Source organism: Prevotella sp. Sow4_E9_plate (assembly GCF_052116205.1).
Lineage (GTDB): Bacteria > Bacteroidota > Bacteroidia > Bacteroidales > Bacteroidaceae > Prevotella.
In genome coordinates this window covers 135,398-160,910 of record NZ_JBQKLN010000002.1, presented here as the reverse complement: position 1 = coordinate 160,910, position 25,513 = coordinate 135,398, and the positions used below count along the sequence as shown (strand labels likewise).

General features: G+C 48.1%; 18 protein-coding genes and 1 pseudogene. 11 read left to right on the top strand and 8 right to left on the bottom strand.

Features of this window, described 5'->3' with window-relative positions:
• The first annotated feature begins 44 nt into the window (after positions 1–44).
• The 4 genes from ACTQ53_RS01565 to ACTQ53_RS01550 all read left to right on the top strand — a co-directional run bounded on the left by ACTQ53_RS01565 (position 45) and on the right by ACTQ53_RS01550 (position 4,360).
• Positions 45–1,196 (top strand): MFS transporter, encoded by a 1,152-nt coding sequence (locus tag ACTQ53_RS01565; protein WP_294967923.1) that lies wholly within the window; start codon positions 45–47, stop codon positions 1,194–1,196.
• Between the two features lie 50 nt (positions 1,197–1,246).
• The gene (locus ACTQ53_RS01560; protein ID WP_294967922.1) at positions 1,247–2,137 is read left to right on the top strand and encodes a carbohydrate kinase family protein; all 891 of its coding nucleotides are present in this window, start codon (positions 1,247–1,249) and stop codon (positions 2,135–2,137) included.
• 403 nt (positions 2,138–2,540) lie between these two features.
• Positions 2,541–3,914 carry a hypothetical protein gene (locus tag ACTQ53_RS01555; protein ID WP_441931766.1) on the top strand — a complete coding sequence of 458 codons (1,374 nt, stop codon included), beginning with the start codon at positions 2,541–2,543 and terminating at the stop codon, positions 3,912–3,914.
• Entirely contained in the window at positions 3,908–4,360 is a 453-nt protein-coding gene (locus ACTQ53_RS01550) for an HD-GYP domain-containing protein (RefSeq protein ID WP_441931765.1), read from the top strand. The genes ACTQ53_RS01555 and ACTQ53_RS01550 overlap by 7 nt, the downstream gene beginning before the upstream one ends.
• 669 nt (positions 4,361–5,029) lie before the next feature.
• Here ACTQ53_RS01550 and ACTQ53_RS01545 read toward each other — a convergent pair.
• The 5 genes and pseudogenes from ACTQ53_RS01545 to hflX all read right to left on the bottom strand — a co-directional run bounded on the left by ACTQ53_RS01545 (position 5,030) and on the right by hflX (position 13,185).
• Positions 5,030–6,682, bottom strand: a complete 1,653-nt coding sequence (locus ACTQ53_RS01545) for a fumarate hydratase (protein WP_441931764.1) — start codon at positions 6,680–6,682, stop codon at positions 5,030–5,032.
• Between the two features lie 13 nt (positions 6,683–6,695).
• Positions 6,696–7,067 (bottom strand): annotated as a pseudogene (locus ACTQ53_RS01540) (four helix bundle protein).
• A gap of 49 nt (positions 7,068–7,116) precedes the next feature.
• Positions 7,117–10,023 (bottom strand): M16 family metallopeptidase, encoded by a 2,907-nt coding sequence (locus ACTQ53_RS01535; RefSeq protein ID WP_441931763.1) that lies wholly within the window; start codon positions 10,021–10,023, stop codon positions 7,117–7,119.
• Between the two features lie 35 nt (positions 10,024–10,058).
• The gene (locus ACTQ53_RS01530) at positions 10,059–11,915 is read right to left on the bottom strand and encodes a DUF4954 family protein (protein ID WP_441931761.1); all 1,857 of its coding nucleotides are present in this window, start codon (positions 11,913–11,915) and stop codon (positions 10,059–10,061) included.
• Between the two features lie 22 nt (positions 11,916–11,937).
• On the bottom strand, positions 11,938–13,185 hold the full coding sequence (gene hflX / locus ACTQ53_RS01525; RefSeq protein ID WP_217760787.1) for a GTPase HflX: 1,248 nt from the start codon (positions 13,183–13,185) through the stop codon (positions 11,938–11,940).
• Positions 13,186–13,731: 546 nt separating this feature from the next.
• Between hflX and ACTQ53_RS01520 the strand changes: the two genes are divergently transcribed.
• Entirely contained in the window at positions 13,732–13,908 is a 177-nt protein-coding gene (locus ACTQ53_RS01520; RefSeq protein WP_294967911.1) for a hypothetical protein, read from the top strand.
• Between the two features lie 74 nt (positions 13,909–13,982).
• Here ACTQ53_RS01520 and clpB read toward each other — a convergent pair whose 3' ends face one another.
• Positions 13,983–16,499, bottom strand: a complete 2,517-nt coding sequence (gene clpB, locus ACTQ53_RS01515; RefSeq protein WP_294967909.1) for an ATP-dependent chaperone ClpB — start codon at positions 16,497–16,499, stop codon at positions 13,983–13,985.
• A gap of 407 nt (positions 16,500–16,906) precedes the next feature.
• Here clpB and ACTQ53_RS01510 point away from each other — a divergent pair, with 407 nt between their 5' ends.
• The 6 genes from ACTQ53_RS01510 to rodA all read left to right on the top strand — a co-directional run bounded on the left by ACTQ53_RS01510 (position 16,907) and on the right by rodA (position 23,547).
• Positions 16,907–17,500 (top strand): IMP cyclohydrolase, encoded by a 594-nt coding sequence (locus tag ACTQ53_RS01510; protein WP_153124553.1) that lies wholly within the window; start codon positions 16,907–16,909, stop codon positions 17,498–17,500.
• A gap of 129 nt (positions 17,501–17,629) precedes the next feature.
• A complete protein-coding gene (locus ACTQ53_RS01505) occupies positions 17,630–18,652 on the top strand; it encodes a rod shape-determining protein (protein WP_006847875.1) in 1,023 nt (340 codons plus the stop codon).
• A gap of 85 nt (positions 18,653–18,737) precedes the next feature.
• On the top strand, positions 18,738–19,616 hold the full coding sequence (gene mreC / locus ACTQ53_RS01500; protein WP_294967904.1) for a rod shape-determining protein MreC: 879 nt from the start codon (positions 18,738–18,740) through the stop codon (positions 19,614–19,616).
• Positions 19,617–19,670: 54 nt separating this feature from the next.
• Positions 19,671–20,168, top strand: coding sequence for a rod shape-determining protein MreD (gene mreD, locus ACTQ53_RS01495; RefSeq protein WP_294713812.1), 498 nt, complete (start codon positions 19,671–19,673; stop codon positions 20,166–20,168).
• 17 nt (positions 20,169–20,185) lie between these two features.
• Entirely contained in the window at positions 20,186–22,036 is a 1,851-nt protein-coding gene (gene mrdA, locus ACTQ53_RS01490) for a penicillin-binding protein 2 (RefSeq protein ID WP_294967902.1), read from the top strand.
• 47 nt (positions 22,037–22,083) lie between these two features.
• The gene (gene rodA, locus ACTQ53_RS01485; RefSeq protein ID WP_441931759.1) at positions 22,084–23,547 is read left to right on the top strand and encodes a rod shape-determining protein RodA; all 1,464 of its coding nucleotides are present in this window, start codon (positions 22,084–22,086) and stop codon (positions 23,545–23,547) included.
• A gap of 67 nt (positions 23,548–23,614) precedes the next feature.
• On the opposite strand, the gene ACTQ53_RS01480 is transcribed toward rodA, so the two are convergent.
• The gene (locus tag ACTQ53_RS01480) at positions 23,615–24,100 is read right to left on the bottom strand and encodes a gliding motility lipoprotein GldH (protein ID WP_217760783.1); all 486 of its coding nucleotides are present in this window, start codon (positions 24,098–24,100) and stop codon (positions 23,615–23,617) included.
• On the bottom strand, positions 24,097–25,446 hold the full coding sequence (locus ACTQ53_RS01475) for a regulatory iron-sulfur-containing complex subunit RicT (protein ID WP_294967898.1): 1,350 nt from the start codon (positions 25,444–25,446) through the stop codon (positions 24,097–24,099). Before ACTQ53_RS01475 ends, ACTQ53_RS01480 begins: the two co-directional genes overlap by 4 nt.
• Positions 25,447–25,513 lie beyond the last annotated feature (67 nt).

The following is a 25,513-nucleotide window of genomic DNA, read 5'->3' as shown; positions in this document are numbered from 1 at the left end:
TACCTTTGCACCAGCAAAATATAGAAACAATAACGCTAACAATTATGAATAAATCATCAAAATTGACAATCATCCCGGTGATGCTCTGTTTCTTCGCCATGGGATTTGTAGATTTGGTAGGTATCGCCTCCAACTACGTAAAGGAAGATCTCAACCTCAATGATTCGACAGCCAATCTGTTCCCTTCATTGGTATTCTTCTGGTTTTTGATATTTTCGGTTCCAACAGGAATACTGATGAATAAGATCGGTAGGAAGAAGACTGTAGTCCTGTCTTTGCTCGTTACCGTCATCTCACTCCTTTTGCCCATTTTCGGCGAAAACTTTGAGCTGATGCTCGTGTCGTTCTCATTGCTCGGCATCGGAAATGCCTTGATGCAGACCTCCCTGAACCCTCTGGTTTCAGTGGTTACATCAGGTCAGAACCTGGCATCCACATTGACCTTCGGTCAGTTTGTCAAGGCGATAGCTTCCTTCCTGGCTCCATACATCGCTATGTGGGGCGCCATGGCAAGCATTCCAACCTTCGGTCTGGGCTGGCGCATTCTCTTCCCAATCTATATGATTATCGGTATTGCTGCCACCTTCTTCCTGGCTGGCACACCCATCACCGAAGAGAAGCAGGATGGAGGAGCTTCGGGCTTCATGGATTGCCTGAAATTGCTTGGTAAGCCAATCGTATTACTTTCTTTCATAGGTATCATGTGCCATGTGGGTATTGATGTAGGTACCAATACCACAGCTCCTAAGATTCTGATGGAGCGTTTGGGATGGAGTCTTAATGATGCAGCTTTCGCCACATCGCTCTATTTCATCTTCCGTACCATCGGATGTTTCACCGGTACAGCCTTCCTCCGTATGATGAAGACCCGCACTTTCTTCATCATCAGCGTTGTGATGATGGCTTTGAGTATGATAGGCATGTGGGTAGGAACAAGCCATTATGTGCTCTACATCGCTATTGCCCTCGTGGGATACGGCAACTCTAACGTCTTCTCCATGATTTTCTCTCAGGCGCTGCTTGCTTTGCCTGATAAGAAGAACGAGGTGAGCGGATTGATGATCATGGGACTCTTTGGTGGTACCATCTTCCCATTGTTCATGGGATTCGCCAGCGATGCTATCGGTCAGACTGGTGCTGTGGCTGTCATGGCAGTAGGTGTAGTTTATCTCTTCACTTATATCCGCAAGTTATAATCATCTTCATTCGCAATCTTTTATACTATATCTAATAATAAGGTGTAATTATGGAAACAAAGAATTTAAATACAAAATATTGTGTAGGTTTGGGTGAGATACTTTTTGATGTTCTCCCTAGTGGTTCTCAACTCGGCGGTGCTCCTGCCAACTTCGCTTACCACGCTGGTCAGCACGGCTTGCATTCTGTAGCCGTCAGTGCGATAGGTAAGGATGTCTTGGGCGATACAGCCCTTCGTATTCTCGATGAGAAGAAGTTGAAGTATGTGATGCCAGTGGTAGATTATCCTACCGGTACCGTTCAGGTGCAGCTTGACAAGGAGGGTGTTCCTACATACGATATCAAGAAGGGTGTGGCTTGGGACAATATCCCATTCACTGATGATATCAAGGAGATTGCTGCCAATGCCGGTGCTGTTTGCTGGGGCTCTCTGGCTCAGCGCAGTGAGGTTAGCCGCAAGACCATCTATACATTCCTTGATCATACTCCAGAAGATTGTCTGAAGATCTTCGATATCAATCTCCGTCAGAACTTCTATACTCCTGAGGTGATTACCGAGAGCTTGAAGCGCTGCAATGTTTTGAAGATTAACGATGAGGAGTTGATTACCATCGGTCGCCTCTTCGGTTATCCAGGTTTGGATATCGAGAACAAGTGCTGGTTGATTCTCGGCAAGTACAATCTCGATATGCTCGTATTGACCTGCGGTGTGAACGGCAGCTATGTCTTTGCCCCAGGCGTGAAGTCATTCCAGGAGACTCCAAAGGTAGAGGTGGCTGATACTGTAGGTGCAGGCGATAGCTTCACCGGTACTTTCTGCGCCAGCATCCTGAAGGGCAAGACCATCCAGGAGGCACACGAATTGGCTGTAAAGGTGAGTGCATACGTTTGTACCCAGAATGGTGCAATGCCTCAGATTCCTGAGGAGTATATCAAGTAAGCCCCCGTGTTGGTCAAAACATAATAATATATAGGTAGAGTTAGTAATGAATAGTTGATAACAGTTAGTTAACTACAGCTGCAACCTGCTCGCGAAGAGTAGGTTGCAGTTTTTTATTATGGTGTGTGAGCATGATGGCGAAGTTTGTTTTGCCAAGGCATGAATAGCAACGGATATAGTTTAAAAAAGATAAATAAACCGAAAAATTTGGTGTTCTGAAAGAAAATCGATATATTTGCACTTTCTAAGATAGCATAATAAACTTAAGTAAAAGTATTTTTTGATTTTGAGGCAGTTGTTTTTTGTAATGATATTCTGGTTGGTTGGCATCCCCGTTTTCTGCCAGACCCCAGTGCGTTCCGATAGTACTGAAATCCCTGATTTCGAGAGGTGTTTCAGACTGTTGGAAGAGAATCGCAGTGTCTATAACCGATACAATGACAGCATCTTCCTGTTCAAGGACCATGTGGCATGGACCAATTTCTTCAAGCGCCGTGCCCTGAAGAATACGCATCTCTTCCTGGTTAACAGGGAGATTATCAACATCGTTTTCGATTACTTCAAGCAAGACCGTAAGCAGATTCCCCATGAAGCTTACCAGCAGTTGTGCGACGGCTTGCAGCGTCTGTATATGGAGGAAAAGGTAGACCCGTTCCTGGGCAATCAACTCTGTGATATTCTTCTGGAATATTATGGAAGCGGAAGATGTCCAGAGGCATCGAACTTTGCCGGATTGGTGGATAACTTCAAGGGCGAATTCCTTTATGAAATCCATACTCTGGGTAAGGAACCTGATGCCTTGAAGAAATCCTACGAGTATCTGAAGCGTGCCGTGGCGGAAGACCGGTATCGATCGCCTAATCCTGTGGAGTCTTCCCTGATGGCGCTTGAAAATCTGACGGTTACCAACTGGCTGATTTACAAGATGCAGACCGTGAAAGAACGTCGTGCCTATGTGCTTGAACTCAGGAGATTGCTCAGCTTGCCCCATACCTGCCAGCTGATGAGTGAGGAGGATTACGGTCGCCTGAACGAAAAGGCGAAAAATACTGAGGAAAGTCTGGTCCGTAATGTTTATCTGGCTGATTCTACCGTCCTGGAAAAGCAGTTTGCCGACTCCCTGATGCAGGTGATTGTTGCACGGAATCTTGCCAATCCTCATCTGTCGGAGCTCTCCTATTCCCGTACCCTGGTGATGCAGGTGAAGATGGGACAGATCACGGCGACGGAAGCGATGGGAAAGGCTGTCAGGAGAAACCGTAATGGTATGAAGAAGAAATTCAGTACTGCCCGTTATGACTACCGTCAGCTTCAGACCGCCCTGCAGCCTTTCATGAACTATTTCTATCTGAACGACCTGTCTGATGTTTCCTACCGCAGGAAGCGTGCTGCCGTCAAGCGGATGTATCGGGACATCATCACCATCTATCACCATCGTCTGGACCAGCAGATGGAGAATTCGTATGTGAAATATCTGAATGTCCTTGCTACCTATCCCCGTGCCATCAAGTACCTGAAGGAAGTGGAGCGCATCCGCAACTTCAATGAGTTGAATGTGGCTACCCAGGTCACCACCTATGCCCATTCCGTACATGTGGCGATGATAGCCAAGAAGCTGATGGAGGGCATTCTGGCCTATCAGCCCAATTTGTTGGGAGGAGCGCTTGGTGAGCGCCATCATGGTAAAGTCTTCCTGGATCCTAAGGAGTGTCTCAACTTCATCTATCAGGCAGCCCTCTATCATGACATTGGCAAGAATGCATCATCTCGGTGGTGAACAACGACTACCGTCCGTTGACGGATGAGGAGTTCTCCATCATCAAGACCCATCCTTCTTTGGGAGCCGAGTTGCTGAAGATTGCTCCTTCGCTCTATGAGAAGTTTCGTGATACCACCTTGGGTCATCATAAGTGGTATAATGGCAAGGGCGGCTATCCTGAGGATTTCGACAACACGAAGTCGCCTAAGCGCATCCTGATAGACATCATCACTCTGAGCGACTGCATGCAGGCTGCTACCGAGCGCGTAGGCAGGAATTACAAGGATGGCAAGACCTTCGACATGGTGATGGAGGAGTTCCGCAGGGATGCCGGTACGAAGTATAATCCCGACCTGGTGAAGTTCATCGATTCCCATGAGGACGTGGCCCGTGATCTGGCAGTTCTCGTCGGTGATGCCTGGGTGGATATCTACTTCAACATCTATAGTAAGTATATGAGATAATGTCCATTTAGCTTCACTCCTCAGATTGGCGCCTTGTCCTCCGAATGATGGTGCAGGAAAAAATCCCGTGCTTTCTCTAAAACACAGTGCAAAGATACGACTTTTTCCCGGTACTGCCAAAAAACGGCCTGCAGGATTTTGTTAAACGGATTTAACATTTCTGGAGAATCCTGTTAATAAAAACAAGTCGTAATTTTTGAGATAAGAAAACTATATTCTGTAAATAGTTTCTCTATGTTTTGTACATCCCAACTCTACGTTTGTCCTTTGCGCCCTCTTCCCCGATTTTCCCCCAAAAGTGGTTACGGTTACAGAAGTTACAGTTTTTCATGAGTCAGTTTCCTTTCCCCTCTTTAGAAGAAGATAATAATAATATATATTATATATTATTATTATCTATTATTATTACTTACAATCTGTAAGTACTCGAAATCCCTTGTACCCCCTCCGCTGAAAACTGTAACTTCTGTAACCGTAACCACTATAACCGTCTTCGCCCACTTCCGAAAATGACGTAGAAATTTATTAATTATGACAAATTCAAAAAGTCAGAAGGTGGGGGGCAGCAAGGCTGCTTGCCCTGCCAAGTGTGGTGCGCAGTCTTATCATAAAAAAAGCTCAGGGCAAAACACCCTGAGCTTACTATTGTCATGATTTTTCTTAAATCATTTACTTCTGGCATTCCTTGCATGGAGTCCAAGGCTTCAACTGCTTGAAGAAGTCGTTGCCCTTGTCGTCTACGAGGATGAATGCTGGGAAGTCCTCTACGGTAATCTTCCAGATAGCCTCCATACCGAGCTCTGGATACTCTACGCACTCGATGCTCTTGATAGAGCTCTGAGAGAGAACGGCAGCTACACCACCGATAGTACCGAGGTAGAAACCACCGTGCTTCTTGCAAGCCTCTGTAACAACATCGCCGCGGTTACCCTTGGCAATCATTACCAAGCTAGCGCCGTGATCCTGGAACTCATCTACGTATGGGTCCATACGGTTGGCTGTAGTAGGTCCCATAGAGCCACATGGATAACCCTCTGGAGTCTTGGCTGGACCAGCATAGAGGATAGGGTGGTTCTTGAAGTACTCTGGCATCTCCTCGCCAGCATCCAAGCGAGCCTTGAGCTTAGCGTGAGCGATGTCACGAGCCACGATGATGGTACCCTTCAGGTTGACACGGGTGCTTACAGGATACTTGCTCAACTCAGCACGAACTGCGTCGATACCCTTGTCGAGGTCGATTTCGATACCCTTGGTACCCTCACCTGGGTTGCGGAGCTCCTCAGGAATCAGCTCTGTTGGATTCTCATCCATCTTCTCCAACCAGATACCGTCCTTGTTGATCTTAGCCTTGATGTTGCGGTCGGCAGAGCAGCTTACACCCATACCGATAGGGCAGCTTGCACCGTGGCGTGGCAAACGGATGACACGGATATCGTGAGCCAGATACTTACCGCCGAACTGTGCACCCAGACCAATCTTGTGAGCCTCTTTGAGGAGCTTGTTTTCCAGGTCGATGTCGCGGAAAGCACGACCGGTCTCATCACCTGTTGTAGGCAATTCGTCGTAATATTTGATAGAAGCCAACTTCACGGTAAGGAGGTTCTTCTCTGCTGAAGTACCACCGATAACGAAGGCGATGTGGTAAGGAGGACATGCAGCTGTACCCAGGCTCTTCATCTTCTCTACGAGGAATGGGAGGAGTGTGCCCTCATTCTGGATAGTAGCCTTGGTCATAGGGTAGAAGTAGGTCTTGTTGGCAGAGCCACCACCCTTAGCTACCATCACGAAGCGGTACTCGTCGCCCTCTGTAGCCTCGATATCAATCTGAGCAGGCAGGTTGCAACGGGTGTTTACCTCATCATACATGTTGAGAGGAGCGTTCTGAGAATAGCGGAGGTTGTCCTGTGTAAAGGTGTTGTATACACCCAGGCTCAAAGCCTCTTCGTCCTCGAAGTCAGTCCATACGCGCTGACCCTTCTCACCGTGGATGATAGCAGTACCTGTATCCTGGCAGAATGGGAGAATGCCCTTAACGGCAGTCTCAGCATTGCGGAGGAACTGGAGTGCTACGTACTTGTCGTTCTCTGAAGCCTCTGGGTCGCTGAGGATCTTAGCCACCTGGAGGTTGTGCTCACGACGGAGCTTGAACTCTACGTCGTGGAAACCCTGCTGTGCCAGCAAGGTAAGAGCTTCCTTAGAAACCTTGAGGATAGTCTTACCCTCGAACTCTGCTGTGCTTACGCCTTCCTTAGAGATAAGGCGATACTCTGTCTTGTCCTCTCCAATCTGGAACATTGGAGCATACTTAAAATCTGGAGTCATATTAATTTATAATTTATAATTTATAATGAATAATTATTTTTTCTCTTGTTTTTAAAATACTTGTAAGTATTTTTAATAATTCTGTACAATCGGCATTGATGCTTTCGAATTGTTTGTCGTCAATATATTCACTTTCGTGAAGAGTCTCTAACTAAAATTCGGTTTCTGCTGCTTCTTTAAGTGAGATACTTAATTTTGCGTAAAAATCAGCTTTGGATTGAGCTACGCTAGCTTCTTTCGCATTGGCACCGATACTGGTGCCGCTGCGAACAATCTGTTTTGAAAGAATATATTCTTTCTTTTGTTCACATAAATATTTATACAGTTTTATGATTCTTAGGGCAAACTGCTTTGATTTTATGAGAATTAAATTATACTCTTTCATAACTGCTGAATTTATACATTATTAATTGTACATTATTAATTATACATTATCAATATCCAAAGATTTCTTCCTGGCTCAATCTCTTGATAGGAGCAATCTTCTCCAGACTCTTCATGTCAAGATTCTTCTCATCACCGAGGATCACCATGCGGTATGGCTTGCCTACGATATTCTGCTTCTCGAAGTTCGTGATGTCCTGGAGAGTCAGAGAAGGGAGCTGCTCGTAGTAGAGCTTGGTTACATCATAGTCGATACCCATCAGCTTGGCATTGAAGTAGGCATTGATGACGCCAGCCTTGGTAACGCGACGGCTCTGGATAGACTTCATCAGGTTCTGTTTGGCAAGATTGAAGGAAGCCTCGTTCTGTGGGAGATTGTCGGTAATCTCATCGAAGACGTGGATGCAGTCCATCATCTTGTCATTCTGGGTGATGACGTGACGCATGAAGTAATCCTTCTCGTCCTTGCGAACTGGAGTGTAGTAGGCAGCACCGGCATTGTAAGCCAGACCGCGGGTCTCACGAAGCTCCTGGAAGACGATGGTATTCATGCCGCCACCATAATATTCATTGAAGAGAGAAATCAGGGCACCGTCCTTCACATCGCTCTTCTTTCCGGTGTTCTGGTAAGAACGCAGATAGATGTTCTTGGCATCGTAAGGAGCGATATAAATCTCGTTCTGCTTGATTTCCTCCATCTTGTACTCCTTGCCCTCAGGAACGGCAGCAAGCTTCTTGGCTGTCTTGTGCTCCTTGGCGAGCAGGGCTTTGAGCTGCTTCTCGCTGTAAGGACCGTAGTAAGCCACGGTGTGCTCGATGTTGTTCAGTCCACCCAGAAGATTGACGAGTTCCTGAGGATCCATCTTGCGCAGGTCTGCAGTCTTGATGGCGTTGCGGATTGGGTTGTAGGCACCGTAGGTGCTGTAGCTCCAGAGATGGCTGAAGTTTGACTGCTGGTTGGTCTTGGCATCCTGCTGTTGCTTCTCGATGAGGTCGATGAACTGGTTCCATGAGGTCTTGTCTGCCTTGGCATGGTGCAGGATTTCCTCCGTCAGCTGGAGAGCTGCAGGAAGGTTCTCGTTCAAACCGTTGAGGCTGATCTGCAGAGTCTTGGAACCCTGGGAGACGCTGAAGTTGCAAGCTAGCTTGTAGAAAGCCTGCTTGATGGCAGAAACGCTCTTCTTGTCGGTTCCGATATAGTCGAGATACTGGGCTGCATAGCTGTAGCGGATATCATCCTCATCGCCGAACTCGTAGCGGAATACGAGGTTGAAGAGGTCGTCCTGGGTGTTCTGCTTGTATACGAGAGGCAGCTTTCTGCTGGTCTTGCCTACGGTAAGATCCTTCTTGAAATCGAGGAACTGAGGCTGGATTTCAGGCACCTGGGCGTTCTTGATTTCCTTGACGAAAGCACTCTCATACTCGCGGTTTGCCGGAATAGGAGTGATGGCTGGCTTCTCAATCTTCTTCAAGGTTGTATCCTCGCCCATGCGCTTGTAGACGCATACGAAGTTGTCGTCGCGCAGATATTTGTTGGCGAAATCCACGATGTCCTGCTTGGTCAGCTTGCTCTGACGTTCCAGCTTGCCGGCTACGTCTTCCCATTTCTCGTCGTTGATGAAGGCGTCTACCATGATGCTGGCACGGTTGTCGTTGCTGTCGAGACCTCTGTAGAAGTTCAGCTTCTTGTTGGCGATGACCGAAGGCAGGAGGTCGTTGTCGAATTCTCCACGGCGCAGCTTCGCCATCTCCTGGAGCATGAGACTGCGTACCTCTTCCAGCTTCTGACCCTTGTTAGGATTACCGGCAAGGATGAAGGCAGAATAGTCGTGCAGACCGTAGACGAAGGCTCCGGCAGAAGCCAGCTTCATCTGCTGCTCCAGGTCAACCTCCATCAGTCCAGCCTTACCGTTGGAAAGCATGTCTTCGATGACATCGAGCACATCGCTCTCCTTGTCGTTGGCGCCCTTGAATTTCCATGCGAGCATCACGTTCTCAGCCTCCTTGCCCACTACGGCTGTATCCTTGACGGCAGTAATGTCCGGCTGCAGGCTGAACTCAGGACGGGAGAGATTCTCGTTCTTCTTCCATGAACCGAAGTACTTGTCGATGATGGCGATGGTCTGGTCTGGGTCGAAATCACCTGCCAGGCATATAGCCACATTGTTCGGTGCATAGTAGCGATGGAAATAGTTCTGGATATTGATGATGCTAGGGTTCTTGAGATGCTCCTGCTCACCGATGGTGGTCTGGGTACCGTAAGGATGGGTAGGGGTGAGAAGCTTCCAGAGGGCAGCAAACTCCTTGGTGTTGTCGCTAGCCATGGAGATGTTCTTCTCCTCGTATACAGCCTCCAGCTCGGTATGGAAACCGCGGATCACCATGTTCTGGAATCGGTCGCTCTGTACCTTAGCCCAATTCTCTATCTCGTTGTTCGGGATGTTCTCTACATAGCAGGTCACATCGTTGGAAGTATAGGCGTTGGTGCCCTGGCTTCCGATGCTCGCCATCAGCTTGTCGTACTCGTTCGGGATGTTGTACTTGGCTGCCAGCTGCGAAACCGAGTCGATTTCGTGATAAGCCTGCTTGCGCTGTGCAGGGTCGGTCAGCTTGCGGTAGCTCTCATATCGGCGAGTGATTTCGTCGAGATAAGGCTTTTCCTTGGCATGGTCTGTGGTTCCGAACTTCTGGGTTCCCTTGAACATCAGGTGCTCCAGATAGTGGGCAAGACCGGTTGTTTCGGCAGGGTCGTTTCTGGAACCTGTCTTCACTGCGATGTTTGCCTGCAGACGAGGCTTTTCCTTGTTGACTGACATATACACCGTCAGACCGTTGTCGAGGGTATAGATGCGTGTCTTCATCGCATCACCGGGGATGGTGGTGTAATGATAATCCTTAGCTGTGGCGCTGAGGCTGCCCATCAGGACAGCTGCCAGCAAAACGTGCTTGATCTTCATTTCTTAATTATAAATTGTTAATTCTTCATTATGAATTAATTCTCGTATTCCACTTCCTGGTCCAGACTGTTGACGAAGTTTCTGAAAACCTCTTCCTCCACATCGCCCATGGCATACTCCTTCTCGGCATCCTTCTTGATTTCCGCTATCCATGAGCGGCGTGCCTTGATATAGTCCTCGTGGATGCGGTTGGCATCCTCCAGGGTAATCTCGGAGATGTGGTAGTAGTCGCAGATCATCTTGTAGGTCCATGCCCACTGGTATTCGCGATAGTTGGCATCAATCTCCTCGAAGCGGCTGATGAGCTCCTGGATGGTTTCGATGGTTCCATCCTTCAGGTCGGAGATGATGCGCTCTTCCTCGCTAACCGGCAGGAGGAGTCCGGAGAGGTCATCCCAGTCGCTGGTTCCTATCTCCGTGGTAGGAGGGGTGATGGAAGGGTCGCGCTTCAAAACTCGCTTCAGCACGGCACCCATGTAGATGCGCAGGGCGATATCGTAGTATTTGATGCCCTTGTGGAGCGATGTAGCCGGGATGATGTATTCGTGGTAGAGGTACTGCGAAACGTTGTCGCCCGTCACCTCGCGCAGGTTCTCCAATATCTTCTTGCCCTTCAGGATTTCGCCTACGGAGAACGGAGAGAGCCAGTCGAAGTTGACGATGCTCTTGCGGTTTTCCGGTGCACGGAGGTCGCGCTTAGGCCATTTCTTGATGTCGCGGTACAAGCCCACGGTGGTGATGTTTCTGCCCGGAATGAGGAACATCTTGTCGCCATCGGCTATCAGATAGGCGAATGGCAGGTTGCGGGTGTTAGGGTGGTGCATCAGCTTGCCGAAGCATACTGAGAACGAACCCAGGGTGGCTGGCATCAGCAGATAGGCACCGCTGGCTGTCTTCGAACCGCGCTCCAGGATGCCCCAGTGCATTGGCCCCATCTTGTAGGCATGGTTGGAGAAGTTGGTGGCTGAACCGGCATTATAGAATGAGAACATTCCGCCGATAAGCAGACTGCTCTTGTGATGCGATGCTGTGAATGGACCACAGAAGGCGGCGCACGCCTCACCGTTGCTCATATAGCTGTTGGCAAAGAATACGGAGGCTGAGGCTGTGAAACCGTTGCTCAGCTGGCAGGCTTCTCCCACGAAGCAGTCCTGTATCTTCACGCTGTTGATAACGCTGGAACCCTCGGCGATGATTGAGTTCTCGATGATGACTCCCGTGCCGACATATACGTTGCCGTGAACCGAACCGAGCAGCGTACAGTCGCTGAGTCGTGAGGCACCGTTTACCTCGCAGAGGTCGTAGATGACACAGTTGGTAATCTCCTTGGTGTTGACAATCTTCACGTTGTTGCCTATCTGTCCGCGTTCCGGCATCTTGTTGTCGATGTCGGTCTTGATGAGCTGTCTGATCTTCTCCTTCAGTTCCTTGTCGGAGAAATGCTTCACCATGAAGGCGGCAAGCTGACTGTTCAGATCGCTGAAGAGAATGACGTTGCCTTCTCCCACCTCGTTGAGCACGCTCACCAGGTTGCCCTCACCGTAGGTTGCTCCCTCGGTGGTTTCCATGGTAGAGATGTTCGAGATGTAGCAATCATCCCCGATGTTGTAGTTGTTGATGAAATTGCCTACGTTCTCGATGAGGCAGTCATCACCTATAGTTACATTGCGCAGGGTGGCATTGTTGATGCCAGAGTGCTTTACGAAGCCTTGGCTCACCTCTACATTCTTGTTGAAGGCGCCGATGTTCACTTCGCCGTAGAGCATCACGCGGTGCATGAAGTTCGGTTTGAAATCTTCTGAGACATTGATGGATGTCCAGTCTTCAGCCCAGCAGTCGTTGCTCTTGAGTACCTCGATTTCCTCGGAGGTTAGGGGTCTGTAGTCATTCATATTGTTGATACGTTTTTATAGTTTATTCATAATCCTGGTACAGGAAGTCGTTGTATGGATACTTCTGTACGTGGAGCTCTCTTACTTTCTTGTACAACACCTCACGGAACTCGTCGATGTTCTCCTTGTTCTTTGCCGAGATGAACAGGCAGTCATCGTTGAGCTTTGCCATCCAGGTCTTCTTGAGGTCTTCCAGCGGAATGTTTTCCTTCTCCATAGGGGTGAGGTCGTCTTCCTCCTTCTCAATCCAGGAATAGTTGTCTATCTTGTTGAAGACAATCATCGATGGCTTGTCGGCACAGTCCAGTTCCTTCAGCGTGTTCTCTACCACCTGTATCTGCTCTTCAAAGTCAGGGTGGGAGATGTCTACTACATGGAGCAGCAGGTCTGCCTCACGGGTCTCATCCAGGGTGCTCTTGAAGGAGTCCACCAGGTCGGTAGGCAGCTTTCGGATGAATCCTACGGTATCTGCGAGGAGGAACGGCAGGTTGTCTACCACCACCTTTCTCACGGTGGTATCGAGGGTAGCAAAGAGCTTGTTCTCAGCAAACACCTCGCTCTTCGAGAGCAGGTTCATGATGGTACTCTTGCCCACGTTGGTATAGCCCACGAGAGCCACGCGGATCATTCTGCCGCGGTTCTTGCGCTGGGTGTTCTTCTGCTTGTCGATTTCAGCCAGTCGCTCCTTGAGCAGGCTCATTCTGCCCAGGATGATACGGCGGTCCATCTCGAGCTGGGTTTCACCCGGTCCACGCAGACCTACCGATCCCTTTCCGCCACCTGAGCCGGAACCACCACCCTGGCGTTCCAGGTGAGTCCAGAGTCTTTGCAGACGAGGCAGCATGTAGCGATACTGTGCCAGCTCTACCTGGGTCTTGGCAGCTGCCGTCTGTGCACGCATGGCGAAGATGTCGAGGATGAGCGAAGTACGGTCCAGAATCTTCACCTGCAGTTCCTGCTCGATATTTCGGATTTGCTTGGCAGAGAGTTCATCATCAAAGATAACCATACCGATTTCTCTGTCTTCCTCCTCTTCTTCCTTGATATATTGCTTGATTTCCTCGAGCTTACCCTTGCCCACATAGGTAGTCTGGTTAGGCGAAACCACCTTCTGCGTGAATCGCTTCACGGTGACCGCGCCAGCCGTATCGGCAAGGAATTCCAACTCGTCGAGATATTCCTTGGTCTTGGCTTCGTCCTGTGTCTTGGTAATCAGACCCACGAGCACAGCGGTTTCCGCCTTGACTTCTGATATTACAAATTCTTTCATTTACGTATACGTGTCTATTATATATATAATTAGGTGCAAAGATACTGTAAAATGCAGACAATACAAAATAAAACCGAATGTTTTTTGATTTTTTATTGCTAATGGTCCCTTATCGGTAGAGCAAAACTTGCAAACGTTTACGTTCTTTTTTGCATAAAAAACAGTCTTTTTTTTGATTTGCATCAATTTTATTATTACTTTTGCACCCAGAAAGAAAAACTGATTTTCAAAGATATAAATCATAACTACATAAAAAATACAACTGCTGAAACATTCAAAAACTTCAAGAGCCTCGACGTGATGTCGGGGCTTTTGGTTTTCATTTCGTTTCATTTTCTTTCATTATGCTTTCTTTTTCATGCCTTTATCGATTTTTGAACAAAATGTGCACTTCTTTGCTCAAAAAGTATACCCCCGCAGCTTAATTTTTGCTTATCTTTGCAACTAAATGGTTTGCATCTGAGGAAGAAAACTGAAGCTGATTCGCTTTTCTTGGGTGTATTTCCGACAACTGACAGAATTATTAAATCTATAAATACAGACAAGATGAAGCAAAAAATTGGTATTGCTGGTATTTATTTGCTCGGTGCTCTCGCAGCACAGGCGGGCAACTATACAGTCAAATCGCCTGATGGTAAATTGGCAGTGAATGTATCGTGTGAAGGGGGCAAGGGTTTGCTGTCAAGCATAAAAAAGGTTCCTTCGAAGGATGTTACTCCTTGAAGGAACCTTTCTTGTGTATATATTATAGAACCTATTGAATCTTATGGTTCTCTTGAGACTTCCGGAGGGAAGCTTTAGTCATTCTTGAAAACCAAACCGTGATCCTTGACGTAATCGATGGTGATTGGCTTCTCACGACTTACTTCCTCTGAAAGAATCTTCTTGCTCAAATCGTTCAAGACGTAATCCTGGATGGCACGCTTTACTGGACGGGCACCAAACTCTGGATCGTAACCTACCTCGGCAAGATAACCGATGGCAGCTGGAGTCCAGCGGAGATCGAAGCCCTGAGGCTCCAACATCTTCTTGGCTCTGTTCATCTGCAACTCCACAACCTTGGCAATCTGATCCTTGGTCAATGGCTGGAAGGTGATGATGTCGTCGATACGGTTCAGGAACTCCGGACGGAAGGTCTTTCGCAACATCTCACGGCTTGCGTTGGAAGTCATGATGATGATGGTGTTCTTGAAGTTTACCACACGGCCCTTGTTGTCGGTCAATCGGCCATCGTCCAATACCTGGAGCAGGGTGTTGAAGACATCAGGATGAGCCTTCTCAATCTCATCAAAGAGAACCACACTATATGGCTTGCGGCGAACAGCCTCGGTCAACTGGCCACCCTCATCGTATCCTACATACCCCGGAGGCGCTCCAATCAAACGGGTGACACTGAACTTTTCCTGATACTCACTCATATCAATTCGCGTCATCATTGACTCGTCGTTGAATAGATACTCAGCAAGCGCCTTGGCAAGCTCGGTCTTACCTACACCGGTGGTGCCGAGGAAGATGAAGCTGGCGATAGGACGTTTAGGGTCCTGCAAACCGGCACGGCTGCGGCGAACGGCATCGCTTACGGCTGTGATAGCCTCGTCCTGGCCGATGACTCTCTTGTGGAGCTCCTCCTCCAGATGGAGCAGTTTCTCGCGCTCACTCTGCATCATTCGGCTTACTGGTATTCCGGTCCAGCGGCTTACTACCTCTGCAATATCATCGGCAGTCACCTCTTCACGGATCATAGCCTCACCGCCCTGGGTGCTCTTCAGCTGCTCCTGAATCTTCTTGATATCCTCTTCAAGGGCTACCAGCTTAGAGTAGCGAATCTCGGCTACACGCTCGTAATTGCCTTCACGCTCCATGCGCTCAGCTTCGAACTTGAGATTCTCCATCTCCTGCTTGTCTTGCTGAATTTTGTTGACGAGAGCCTTTTCGCCTTCCCACTTTGCACGGAAGTCATGTTCCTTATCCTTCAACTCTGCAATCTCCTTGTCGAGCTGCTGAATCTTAGGCTGGTCGTTCTCACGCTTAATGGCCTCACGTTCAATCTCTAACTGCTTCAAGTGGCGGGTGATCTCGTCCAATTCCTCTGGTACGGAATCACGCTCCATACGGAGCTTGGCGGCGGCTTCATCCATCAGGTCGATGGCCTTATCCGGGAGGAATCTATCAGAAATATATCTCTCTGATAATTTGACTGCTGCGATACAGGCGTCATCCTGGATACGAACCTTGTGGTGGTTCTCGTAACGCTCCTTGATACCACGGAGAATGCTGATGGCATCTACCTCGTCTGGTTCATTCACCATCACGGTCTGGAATCGGCGCTCCAGAGCCTTATCCTTCTCGAAGTACTTCTGATACTCGTTGAGGGTTGTGGCACCGATGGCTCTCAATTCGCCACGAGCCAAGGCTGGCTTCAGGATGTTGGCTGCATCCATGGCACCCTCGCCACCGCCAGCACCTACCAGGGTATGAATCTCATCGATGAAGAGGATAATCTGACCATTGGCATTGGTTACCTCCTTGATGACGCTCTTCAAACGCTCCTCGAACTCACCCTTGTATTTGGCACCGGCAACCAGTGCACCCATATCGAGCGAATAGAGCTGCTTGTTCTTCAGGTTCTCCGGTACGTCGCCACGAACGATACGCTCTGCAAGTCCCTCTACGATAGCGGTTTTACCTGTACCAGGCTCACCGATGAGGATAGGGTTGTTCTTGGTGCGGCGAGAGAGAATCTGGAGCACACGGCGAATCTCTTCATCACGTCCGATAACCGGGTCGAGCTTGCCGCTGCGAGCCTGTTCTACCAGGTTCTTGGCGTACTTTTCAAGACTCTGATAGTTCTCATCGGCACTCTGGCTCTTCACGTTCTGACCCTGTCGCAAAGCCTGGATGGCTGCGGTAAGGTCCTTTTCGTTGGCACCCGCATCCTTGAGGATTCGGGCAGCGGTAGAGTTGCTCTTGAGGATAGCGAGGAGGATAGGTTCCACGCTTACGAATTCATCTCCCATCTTCTTGGCGATGTCCTCGGCGTTGATCAGTATCTGGTTGGTATCGCCCGAGAGGTATGGCTGACCGGCACCCTGCACGCGAGGCAGATGCTGCATCTCCTGCTGAAGGAGCATGGCAATCTGATTGCCGTTCATGCCCAGCTTCTGGAAGATATAGTTGGTTACATCAGGTGCTTTCTCGATGATACCGCTGAGAAGATGTACCGGTTCGATGGTCTGCTGACCATTTCTCTGCGCTATGTTCACAGCGGCCTGCACCGCTTCCTGCGCCTTGATTGTAAATTTGTCGAATGTCATATCTTAATCTCCTTTCTAATTGTTATTTTCTACTTATGTTATGGATGCTTCAGCCTTTGTGGGTTTTCTGCTTCGGGAAAGCTTCGGCCTTTTGGACTTTCAGCTTCTAAAACCTCAGCCCCGTCCGGCTTTCAGCATCGCAAACCCAGGAAGCGAATAGTGTGCCCTGTTGGGCTTTTTCTGTGTTTTTCTGACGTTTTGTCTGATTTTTCCAGAAACTCGTCTCTTTTTTCTCGGTTTCTCTGTCAAAATGTCTGAGCCATTTCTTGATTTACCGCAAATTATTAAATAATAGCTTTAAATTGTGATAATAGCTCTTAAATATTTGCGTATTTCAAATGTTTTTCGTAACTTTGCAGCGATTTAAAAAATAGATTGAAGTCTAATTCAAAATAGATAAATAGTTAATGGCTGAAACAAAGAAAATTAAGACAGCTTTGGTGTCTGTCTTCCACAAGGATGGCTTAGACGAGTTGCTCGCTAAGCTGAATGAAGAGGGTGTTAAGTTCTTGAGTACTGGTGGTACCCAGAAATTTATTGAATCTCTTGGTTATGAATGTCAGAAAGTAGAGGACGTTACCACATATCCATCTATCCTTGGTGGTCGTGTGAAGACTCTTCACCCAAAAATATTCGGTGGTATCTTGGCTCGTCGTGACAACGAGGGCGATCAGGAGCAGATGAAGGAGTATGAAATTCCTTCTATTGACCTCGTGATCGTTGACTTGTATCCATTCGAGCAGACTGTAGCTAGCGGTGCCAGCGATGCAGACATCATCGAGAAGATTGATATCGGCGGAATCTCTCTGATCCGTGCCGGTGCCAAGAACTTCAAGGATGTAGTCATCGTACCTAGCAAGGCAGAGTACAGCGTGCTTCTCGATATCTTGAAGAAGAAGGGTGCTGAGACTGACATTGAGGATCGTAAGATGTTTGCTGAGCGCGCATTCGGTGTAAGCTCTCACTACGATACTGCTATTCACGCTTGGTTTGCCAAGTAATCTCTCTCATGTAGAGACAAGGCTGAATCCGAGGTGTCTCTGAAAAATGCTTTCGGAGGCTTCTCGGATGTGTCTTTATATACGATGAAATTTTAAGCTTAGAATATTTTTAGTATTACATTACAACAAATGGGATTTTTTTCATTTATTCAGGAAATCGCAATGGACTTGGGTACTGCCAATACCATCATTATCAGTGATGATAAGATTGTAGTGGACGAACCTTCCGTTGTAGCCCTCGACCGCAGAACAGACAAGATGATTGCTGTGGGCGAGAAGGCTAAGATGATGTACGAGAAGACTCATGACAACATCCGTACCATCCGTCCTTTGCGAGATGGCGTTATCGCCGACTTTACTGCCTGCGAGCAGATGATGCGTGGACTCATCAAGATGGTTCACACAGGAAGCCGTCTGTTCTCACCTTCTCTCCGTATGGTTATCGGTGTACCTTCTGGTTCTACCGAGGTGGAGCTTCGTGCCGTGCGCGACTCTGCTGAGCATGCCGACGGTCGTGATGTTTATTTGATTTTTGAGCCTATGGCTGCTGCTATCGGTATCGGTATCGACGTAGAGGCACCAGAGGGTAATATGATAGTTGATATAGGTGGTGGTAGCACCGAGATTGCAGTAATCTCTCTGGGTGGTATCGTATCCAACAACTCTATCCGTACTGCAGGTGATGATCTTACTGCAGACATCCAGGAGTATATGAGCCGTCAGCACAACGTGAAGGTTTCTGAGCGTATGGCTGAGCGTATCAAGATTCATGTAGGTTCTGCATTGACCGACCTGGGTGATGAGGCTCCAGAGGACTTCATCGTTCATGGTCCAAACCGCATCACCGCTCTCCCTATGGAGGTACCTGTATGCTATCAGGAAATCGCACATTGTCTGGATAAGACAGTGGCAAAGATAGAGAACGCTGTGCTCTCAGCATTGGAGAACACACCTCCTGAGCTTTATGCTGATATCGTGAAGAACGGTATCTGGCTCTCTGGTGGTGGCGCTTTGCTCCGCGGTCTCGACAAGCGACTCCAGGACAAGATCAACATTCCATTCCATATTGCAGAGGATCCTTTGCACAGTGTGGCTAAGGGAGCAGGCATTGCATTGAAGAATGTGGATCGCTTCTCATTCTTGATGAGATAATAAGAATAAAATAAGGTAAGTTCCGCATTTGGACATTAATTCTATAGTGCCCATTTGCGGAATTTTAATCATATATAAGTAGTATATGCACAACCTTTTAGAGTTTTTACAGAAATACAACCATTGGTTTCTCTTCCTGATTCTTGAGGTGGTGAGCATGGTGCTCTTGTTTCAGTATAACAGCTATCAGGGTAGCGCATGGTTTTCTACAGCCAACGTCGTAACGGGCAAGCTCTACGAATGGAATTCGAACGTTGAGACTTTCTTCTCGCTTACCAAGGTGAACCAGGAACTGACACAGCGAAATGTGTATCTGGAACATCAGGTGAAGCAGCTTTCCGACAGTCTGGTCAGCCTGACCAAAGACAGCAGTTTCCTGAAACGTGACCAGTTTGCCATGCTGAAGAGCTATAGATTGATACCAGCCAAGGTGGTGGACAACAGTATCGATAAGCCAGGCAATCTCATGACCATCGACAAGGGACGTGCTGAGGGCATTCATAAGGATATGGGTGTGGTCAGCGGAACCGGTGTCGTGGGCATCGTTTATATCGTGGCTGAGCATTACAGCATCGTGATTCCTGTGCTCAATGTAAAATCGAATATCAGTTGTACCATCCAGGGCAGAGGATATTTCGGATATCTGAGATGGAAAGGCGGCTCTTCTGAGTTGGCTTATCTGGAAGATGTGCCTAGACATGCGCACTTTAAATTGGGCGACTATGTGGTGACCAGCGGATATTCGGCTGTGTTCCCTCCTGGCATAAGAGTGGGCAAGATTCTGCACGTTTTCAATTCTGCCGACGGACTCAGTTATCGTGTACAGTTGCGACTCTCTACCGATTTCGCCCGTCTTCGTGATGTCTGCGTCATCGATGATGCTGCCATGAAGGAGCGATTGGAGATTCTGCGTGCTGCCCAGGATAGCATCAAGCCAGATGGTAGTACTGGAGATAATAATTAATATAAAATATAGTAAGAGGAGAAAAACTCAGAATTTAGAGGAGATATATTGGCAATGAGTATAGATTTAATGAAACGACTCGGCATCTTCGTGGTGCTGGTGCTGGTGCAGGGATTGGTGTTTAATCACATTCACCTTTTCAACTGCGCTACCCCCTTGCTGTATATCATCATGGTGCTCCATTTCCGCAGAAACCACCCTCGCTGGGCGGTGCTGCTCTGGTGCTTCATGATGGGACTTTGTATTGACGTGTTCGCCAATACCCCTGGTGTTGCAGCTGCTTCCATGACTCTGGTAGGCCTGCTGCAACCGTATCTTTTCGAACTCTTCGTGCCTCGTGATAGTGCCGACGACCTGGAGCCGTCGGTGCGAACCATCGGTATGGGTTCGTATTTCCTGTATGTATTAATTATAGTACTCGTTTATAATCTCTTGTTTTTTACACTCGAAACATTCAATTTCTTCAATTGGATGCAGTGGCTCATGTGTATTGGTGGCAGTACGGTCATCACTATGGTGATGGTCATGGCCATCGAGGGCTTCAGAAAATAATATATTAAATAAGGTGTATGATAGATTACAATCTTGAAAAGCGTAGATTTGTTATTGGGGGAGTGGCCATAGCTATTGTGGTCATTTACTCCATTCGTCTGTTTACGCTTCAGATTATGAGCGACGACTATAAGAAGAATGCCGACAGTAATGCCTTCCTGAAACAGATTGAGTTCCCTTCCCGTGGAGCTATTTACGACCGTAACGGCAAGCTGATGGTGTATAACCAGCCTTCTTATGACATCATGGTTGTGATGAAGGAACAGGAAGGAAGACTCGATACCTTGGACTTCTGCAATTCCTTGGGAATTACAAGGGAACAGTTTGACAAGCGTATGGAAACCATCAAGGACCGTTCCAAGAATCCGGGCTATTCCAGATATACGCAGCAGCTCTTTATGAGCCAGCTGTCTGACAAGGATTTCTCGGTATTCCAGGAAAAGATGTTCCGTTTCCCTGGCTTCTATGTTCAGAAACGAAGCGTGAGAGAATATACCTATCCTTACGCAGCCCATGTGCTGGGTGATGTGGGAGAGGTCTCGGAAAGCGATATTGAGGAGGACGATTACTATCAGCCTGGTGACTATATCGGAAAGCTGGGACTGGAGAAACATTATGAAAAGCAGCTCAGAGGCCAGAAGGGCGTGAAGATTATGCTTCGAGATGCCCACGGACGAATACAGGGCAGTTATCAGAATGGTAAGCTTGACCAGAAGCCGATTGCAGGTAAAGACCTTACCCTGGGTATCGACATCAATCTGCAGGCACTCGGGGAACGGTTGCTCCAGGGCAAGATTGGAAGTATCGTGGCAATCGACCCTCGTACCGGTGAAGTCCTGGCGATGGTTTCTTCACCAACCTACGACCCTCGTAAGCTGGTGGGTAAGAACAGAGGAAAGATGCATAAGTGGCTCTCCAAGAATCCTTGGAAACCGCTCCTGAACCGTAGTATCATGGGACAGTATCCTCCGGGTTCTACCTTCAAGACCACGCAGGCGTTGACTTTCCTGACCGAAGGTATCATCACTCCAGGTACAGCCTTCCCATGTAATCACGGATTCTCTTACAGAGGATTGCACGTAGGATGTCACGGTCACCCATCGCCTATTGCGCTTGTGGATGCCATCAGTACTTCCTGTAACGGTTACTTCTGTTGGGGACTTTACTACATGATAGGTAATAAGAGTAAGTATGGTTCTGTTCAGAACGCCATGACAACCTGGAAAGACTATATGGTGAGTATGGGATTCGGCTATAAGCTGGGTATTGACTTGCCGGGTGAGAAGCGAGGACTGATCCCGAATGCACAGTTCTATGACAAGGCTTACAAGGGATCATGGAACGGACTTACCATCATCAGTATCTCTATCGGACAGGGTGAGGTGAACCTGACACCGTTGCAGATAGCCAACCTGGGTGCTACTATTGCCAACCGAGGTTATTACTATGTGCCTCATGTGGTGCGCAAGGTAAAGGGTGAACCGCTCGATACGCTCTACACCCGTAGGCACGTAACCAAGGCTTCGCGCAGAGCTTACAACTATGTAATTGCCGGTATGAGAAGTTCTGCCTTGAAGGGAACCTGTAAGATGCTTTCCCGTTACGATTTCGAGCCTTGCGGCAAGACGGGTACTGCCCAGAACCGTGGTCATGACCACTCTGTATTCATGGGTTTTGCACCAATGAACAACCCGAAGATTGCCATTGCGGTATACGTAGAAAATGGTGGATGGGGTGCCGACTATGGTGTGCCTATCGGAGGCTTGATGATGGAGCAATATCTGAAGGGTAAACTGTCGCCTGCTTCTGAAAGTCAGGCTGCCCAGATGCAGGCACGCAGAATTGCATACGGTTCTAGCAGTAGATAAGGGAACAATTTATAATGTATAATTCATAATGTATAAATTATATTATTATGAGCGATAATAAACAACCTAGTGTGCTGCGTTCGCTCGACTGGTGGACGATAGGCATCTATCTGGCACTTCTGGCTTTTGGCTGGATCAGTGTCTGTGGTGCCAGTTACACATACGGTGACAATGAAATCTTCAGCTTAGGTGCTCGTTCGGGTATGCAGATTGTATGGATTGGAACATCGATAGCATTGGGTTTGGTTCTTCTTTTGCTCGATGACCGGATTTACGATACATTCTCGTATGTGATCTATGCGGTACTGATATTGCTGCTTTTTGCCACGATATTCAATCCGCATAGCATCAAGGGTTCGCATTCGTGGCTCGTCCTGGGACCGCTCCGACTGCAACCTGCCGAGTTCGGAAAGTTTGCCACGGCTTTGGCTGTAGCGAAATTCATGTCGAGCTATGGATTCAATATCCACAACATGAAGCATTTCATGGCGGCAGTAGGTATCATCATGCTTCCTATGGTATGTATCGTGGGACAGCGTGAAACGGGTTCGGCGCTGGTTTATTCAGCCTTCTTCCTGATGCTCTATCGCGAAGGAATGCCGGGTGCCGTGCTTTTTACGGGAGTTTCGATGGTGGCTTATTTCGTGTTGGGAGTGAAGTATGAGAACGTGATGATGTGGGATACCTATACCTCGGTGGGCAAGTTTGTGGTGCTTTTGCTGGTACAGATCTTTACTTCGGGTATGGTCTATTCGTATACGGGCAATAAGAAACATGCGCTTATCATCCTGGGCTATTCCCTGGGTATTACGCTGATATTTGCCCTTTTCTCCACCTATGTCATTCCGTTCGATATCGTGTGGATACAGCTCCTGCTATGTGCGCTGATGATAGGATTCCTGGTTTACCATGGTTTGAGAACGAGATTCAGAAACTATTTCCTCATCTCGTTATTCTCTCTCGGTTCTATCGCCTTCTTCTATAGTGCCGACTACGTACTGAATAATGTGATGGAGCCTCACCAGCGAGTTCGTATCAACGTGCTTCTGGGTCTGGATGAAGACTTGGCGGGTGCCGGATATAATGTTCATCAGAGCGAGATTGCCATCGGTTCGGGAGGTTTGCAGGGTAAGGGATTCCTGAATGGAACCCAGACTAAGCTCAAGTTCGTGCCAGAGCAGGATACTGACTTCATCTTCTGTACGGTAGGAGAGGAGGAAGGATTCCTGGGTTCGGCAGGTGTTTTGCTGCTCTTCCTGGGGTTGATATTGAGACTGATACACCTGGCAGAGCGACAACCTTTCAAGTTCGGACGAATATACGGCTATTGCGTGCTGAGTGTTTTCCTGTTCCACCTGTTTATTAATGTAGGAATGGTGCTGGGACTGACGCCTGTAATCGGTATTCCGCTGCCGTTCTTCAGTTATGGCGGTAGTTCGCTTTGGGGCTTTACCATTCTGCTCTTCATCTTCCTGAGAATAGATGCAGGTAGAAATCTGGTAAGAAGCTAGAATCTGGTAAAGAGCTAGAATTCTGCTAAGAAACTGGGATAAAAGAACAATGACCAATGGGAAATCCTCATTGGTCATTTTTTGTTATCTTCACTCCGATATCGCTTACGCCAGGCAGAATCTCGCGCTTCATGTCATGACGCACAGTGATATGGATAGAGTCTCCCTGATTCAACCTGTATACGTTGATAGGGAAGTTGTACTGATAGTAGCTGATGCCTTGCCCTTTGCTTACACCGTTCTTGTCTATCAGCTGACAGTTTACGGTGTCTGTCTTGCATGCGCTGGGCACATGCTTGTTGTTGTGGTAGATGTTCTGCTCCACGATGAGGGTAAGTCCCATGAAAGGATAATTACCCGTGATGCGGAGCCCCAGGCTCTCGTTGTAATAGCCGCCTTCCAGAAGAGGTGGAATCTCGAACGAGAGCGTGTCGTTCTTCTCCCATCCTGCAATCGGGGTATGCGCATAACTGTCGAATACGGTAGAATGCTTGCAGGAAGGGAGCGACATGGTTGCTACCATTACCAATATCAAATATATCAGTCGTTTCATTTCTTGTCTTCTGGCTTTTTATCACCACCATGCTGCTGGCGTGGCTGACGATTGCGATTGTCGCGACGGCGATTGTTGTTGCCGTTCTGATGACGGTTGCCCTGACGGTTCTCGCCTTGCTGCTGTTTCTCGCCCTGCTGACCGTTCTGCTGCTGTCGGTTCTCGCCCTGCTGGCCGTTCTGCTGCTGTCGGTTCTCGTTCTGCTGCTTGTTTGCCTTATTGTCTGCGTCCTGGCGGTTACGATTCTTGTTATTTTTCTTTTTCTTTTTCTTCGACTTGTCGAAGCGGCTCAAGTCTGATTCGTTGAGCAAATCGATAGGCTTGGAAGATTCCTTGATCTTTCCGTTCTCCAACAGGCTGAGAGGCTTTTCGCCATTCCGGTTCATCTCGATGATTTCCTTGGCACGTGCTGCGGTAATAGTTTCGAGGTTTGAAGCCAGATTCTTATCAGAAGAATAGGTGATGAGACCAGCCAGAATATCTACCTTGAACTGATGGAATTCGCCATCGGCAGTCTGCAGAACAGCATCCTTTGGAGGCATCTTGCGACTTGCTTCTACATAGTTGTCTACCTCATAGTTGAGACAACATTTCAGCTTGGCGCACATACCTGCCAACTTCTGAGGGTTGAGCGAGATGTCCTGATAGCGTGCGGCATTGGTGCTGACGCTCACAAAATTCTTCATCCATGTAGCGCAGCAGAGTTCGCGACCACAAGGACCGGTACCACCGATGCGGCCTGCTTCCTGACGGGCACCAATCTGCTTCATCTCGATGCGTACGTGGAAGGTATCAGCAAGCACCTTGATGAGCTGACGGAAGTCTACTCGCTCATCGGCGATATAGTAGAAAATAGCCTTGTTGCCATCACCCTGATACTCTACGTCTCCGATTTTCATCTTCAATCCCAGGTCCAGGGCAATCTGTCTGCTCTGAATCATGGTAGCATGCTCGCGGCTCTTTGCTTCCTTGCATTTGTCGAGGTCTACCTGCTTGGCAATGCGATAGATGCGCTTGATGTCGTCCTGCGACTTGAGATTTGCCTTCTTCAGCTGCAGTTTCACGAGTCTACCGGTGAGTGTAACCACACCGATGTCGTGACCAGGGTTGGCTTCTACAGCCACTATGTCGCCCTTTTTGAGGTCGAGGTTATTCACATTATGGTAATATCCCTTTCGGGTATTCTTGAATTGCACTTCTACGAGGTCGGTGCTCTCGGCGTTACCTGGCACGTCTGCGAGCCAGTCGTATGTGTTCAGCTGTCTGTCCTGTCGTCCCACCGCCTTGCAGCAGAGTCCTCGGTCGCAGCCGTTCCACAATCTGAATTTCATATTCTTGTAATCCACGATAAAATCTATTTTATAATATTATTAATGTATATTGATAGGCTTACGCCCTTTGGTTCTCTTCATT

Bases quoted from the DNA above. Each gene is read 5' to 3' on its own strand.
- ACTQ53_RS01510 (WP_153124553.1), top strand. From the start codon at position 16,907: ATGGCTGAAACAAAGAAAATTAAGACAGCTTTGGTGTCTGTCTTCCAC.
- ACTQ53_RS01520 (WP_294967911.1), top strand. From the start codon at position 13,732: ATGAAGCAAAAAATTGGTATTGCTGGTATTTATTTGCTCGGTGCTCTC.
- mreC (WP_294967904.1), top strand. From the start codon at position 18,738: ATGCACAACCTTTTAGAGTTTTTACAGAAATACAACCATTGGTTTCTC.
- hflX (WP_217760787.1), bottom strand. From the start codon at position 13,185: ATGAAAGAATTTGTAATATCAGAAGTCAAGGCGGAAACCGCTGTGCTC.
- clpB (WP_294967909.1), bottom strand. From the start codon at position 16,499: ATGACATTCGACAAATTTACAATCAAGGCGCAGGAAGCGGTGCAGGCC.
- ACTQ53_RS01565 (WP_294967923.1), top strand. From the start codon at position 45: ATGAATAAATCATCAAAATTGACAATCATCCCGGTGATGCTCTGTTTC.
- ACTQ53_RS01545 (WP_441931764.1), bottom strand. From the start codon at position 6,682: ATGACTCCAGATTTTAAGTATGCTCCAATGTTCCAGATTGGAGAGGAC.
- rodA (WP_441931759.1), top strand. From the start codon at position 22,084: ATGAGCGATAATAAACAACCTAGTGTGCTGCGTTCGCTCGACTGGTGG.
- ACTQ53_RS01480 (WP_217760783.1), bottom strand. From the start codon at position 24,100: ATGAAACGACTGATATATTTGATATTGGTAATGGTAGCAACCATGTCG.
- mreD (WP_294713812.1), top strand. From the start codon at position 19,671: ATGAGTATAGATTTAATGAAACGACTCGGCATCTTCGTGGTGCTGGTG.
- ACTQ53_RS01505 (WP_006847875.1), top strand. From the start codon at position 17,630: ATGGGATTTTTTTCATTTATTCAGGAAATCGCAATGGACTTGGGTACT.
- ACTQ53_RS01560 (WP_294967922.1), top strand. From the start codon at position 1,247: ATGGAAACAAAGAATTTAAATACAAAATATTGTGTAGGTTTGGGTGAG.
- ACTQ53_RS01535 (WP_441931763.1), bottom strand. From the start codon at position 10,023: ATGAAGATCAAGCACGTTTTGCTGGCAGCTGTCCTGATGGGCAGCCTC.
- ACTQ53_RS01530 (WP_441931761.1), bottom strand. From the start codon at position 11,915: ATGAATGACTACAGACCCCTAACCTCCGAGGAAATCGAGGTACTCAAG.
- mrdA (WP_294967902.1), top strand. From the start codon at position 20,186: ATGATAGATTACAATCTTGAAAAGCGTAGATTTGTTATTGGGGGAGTG.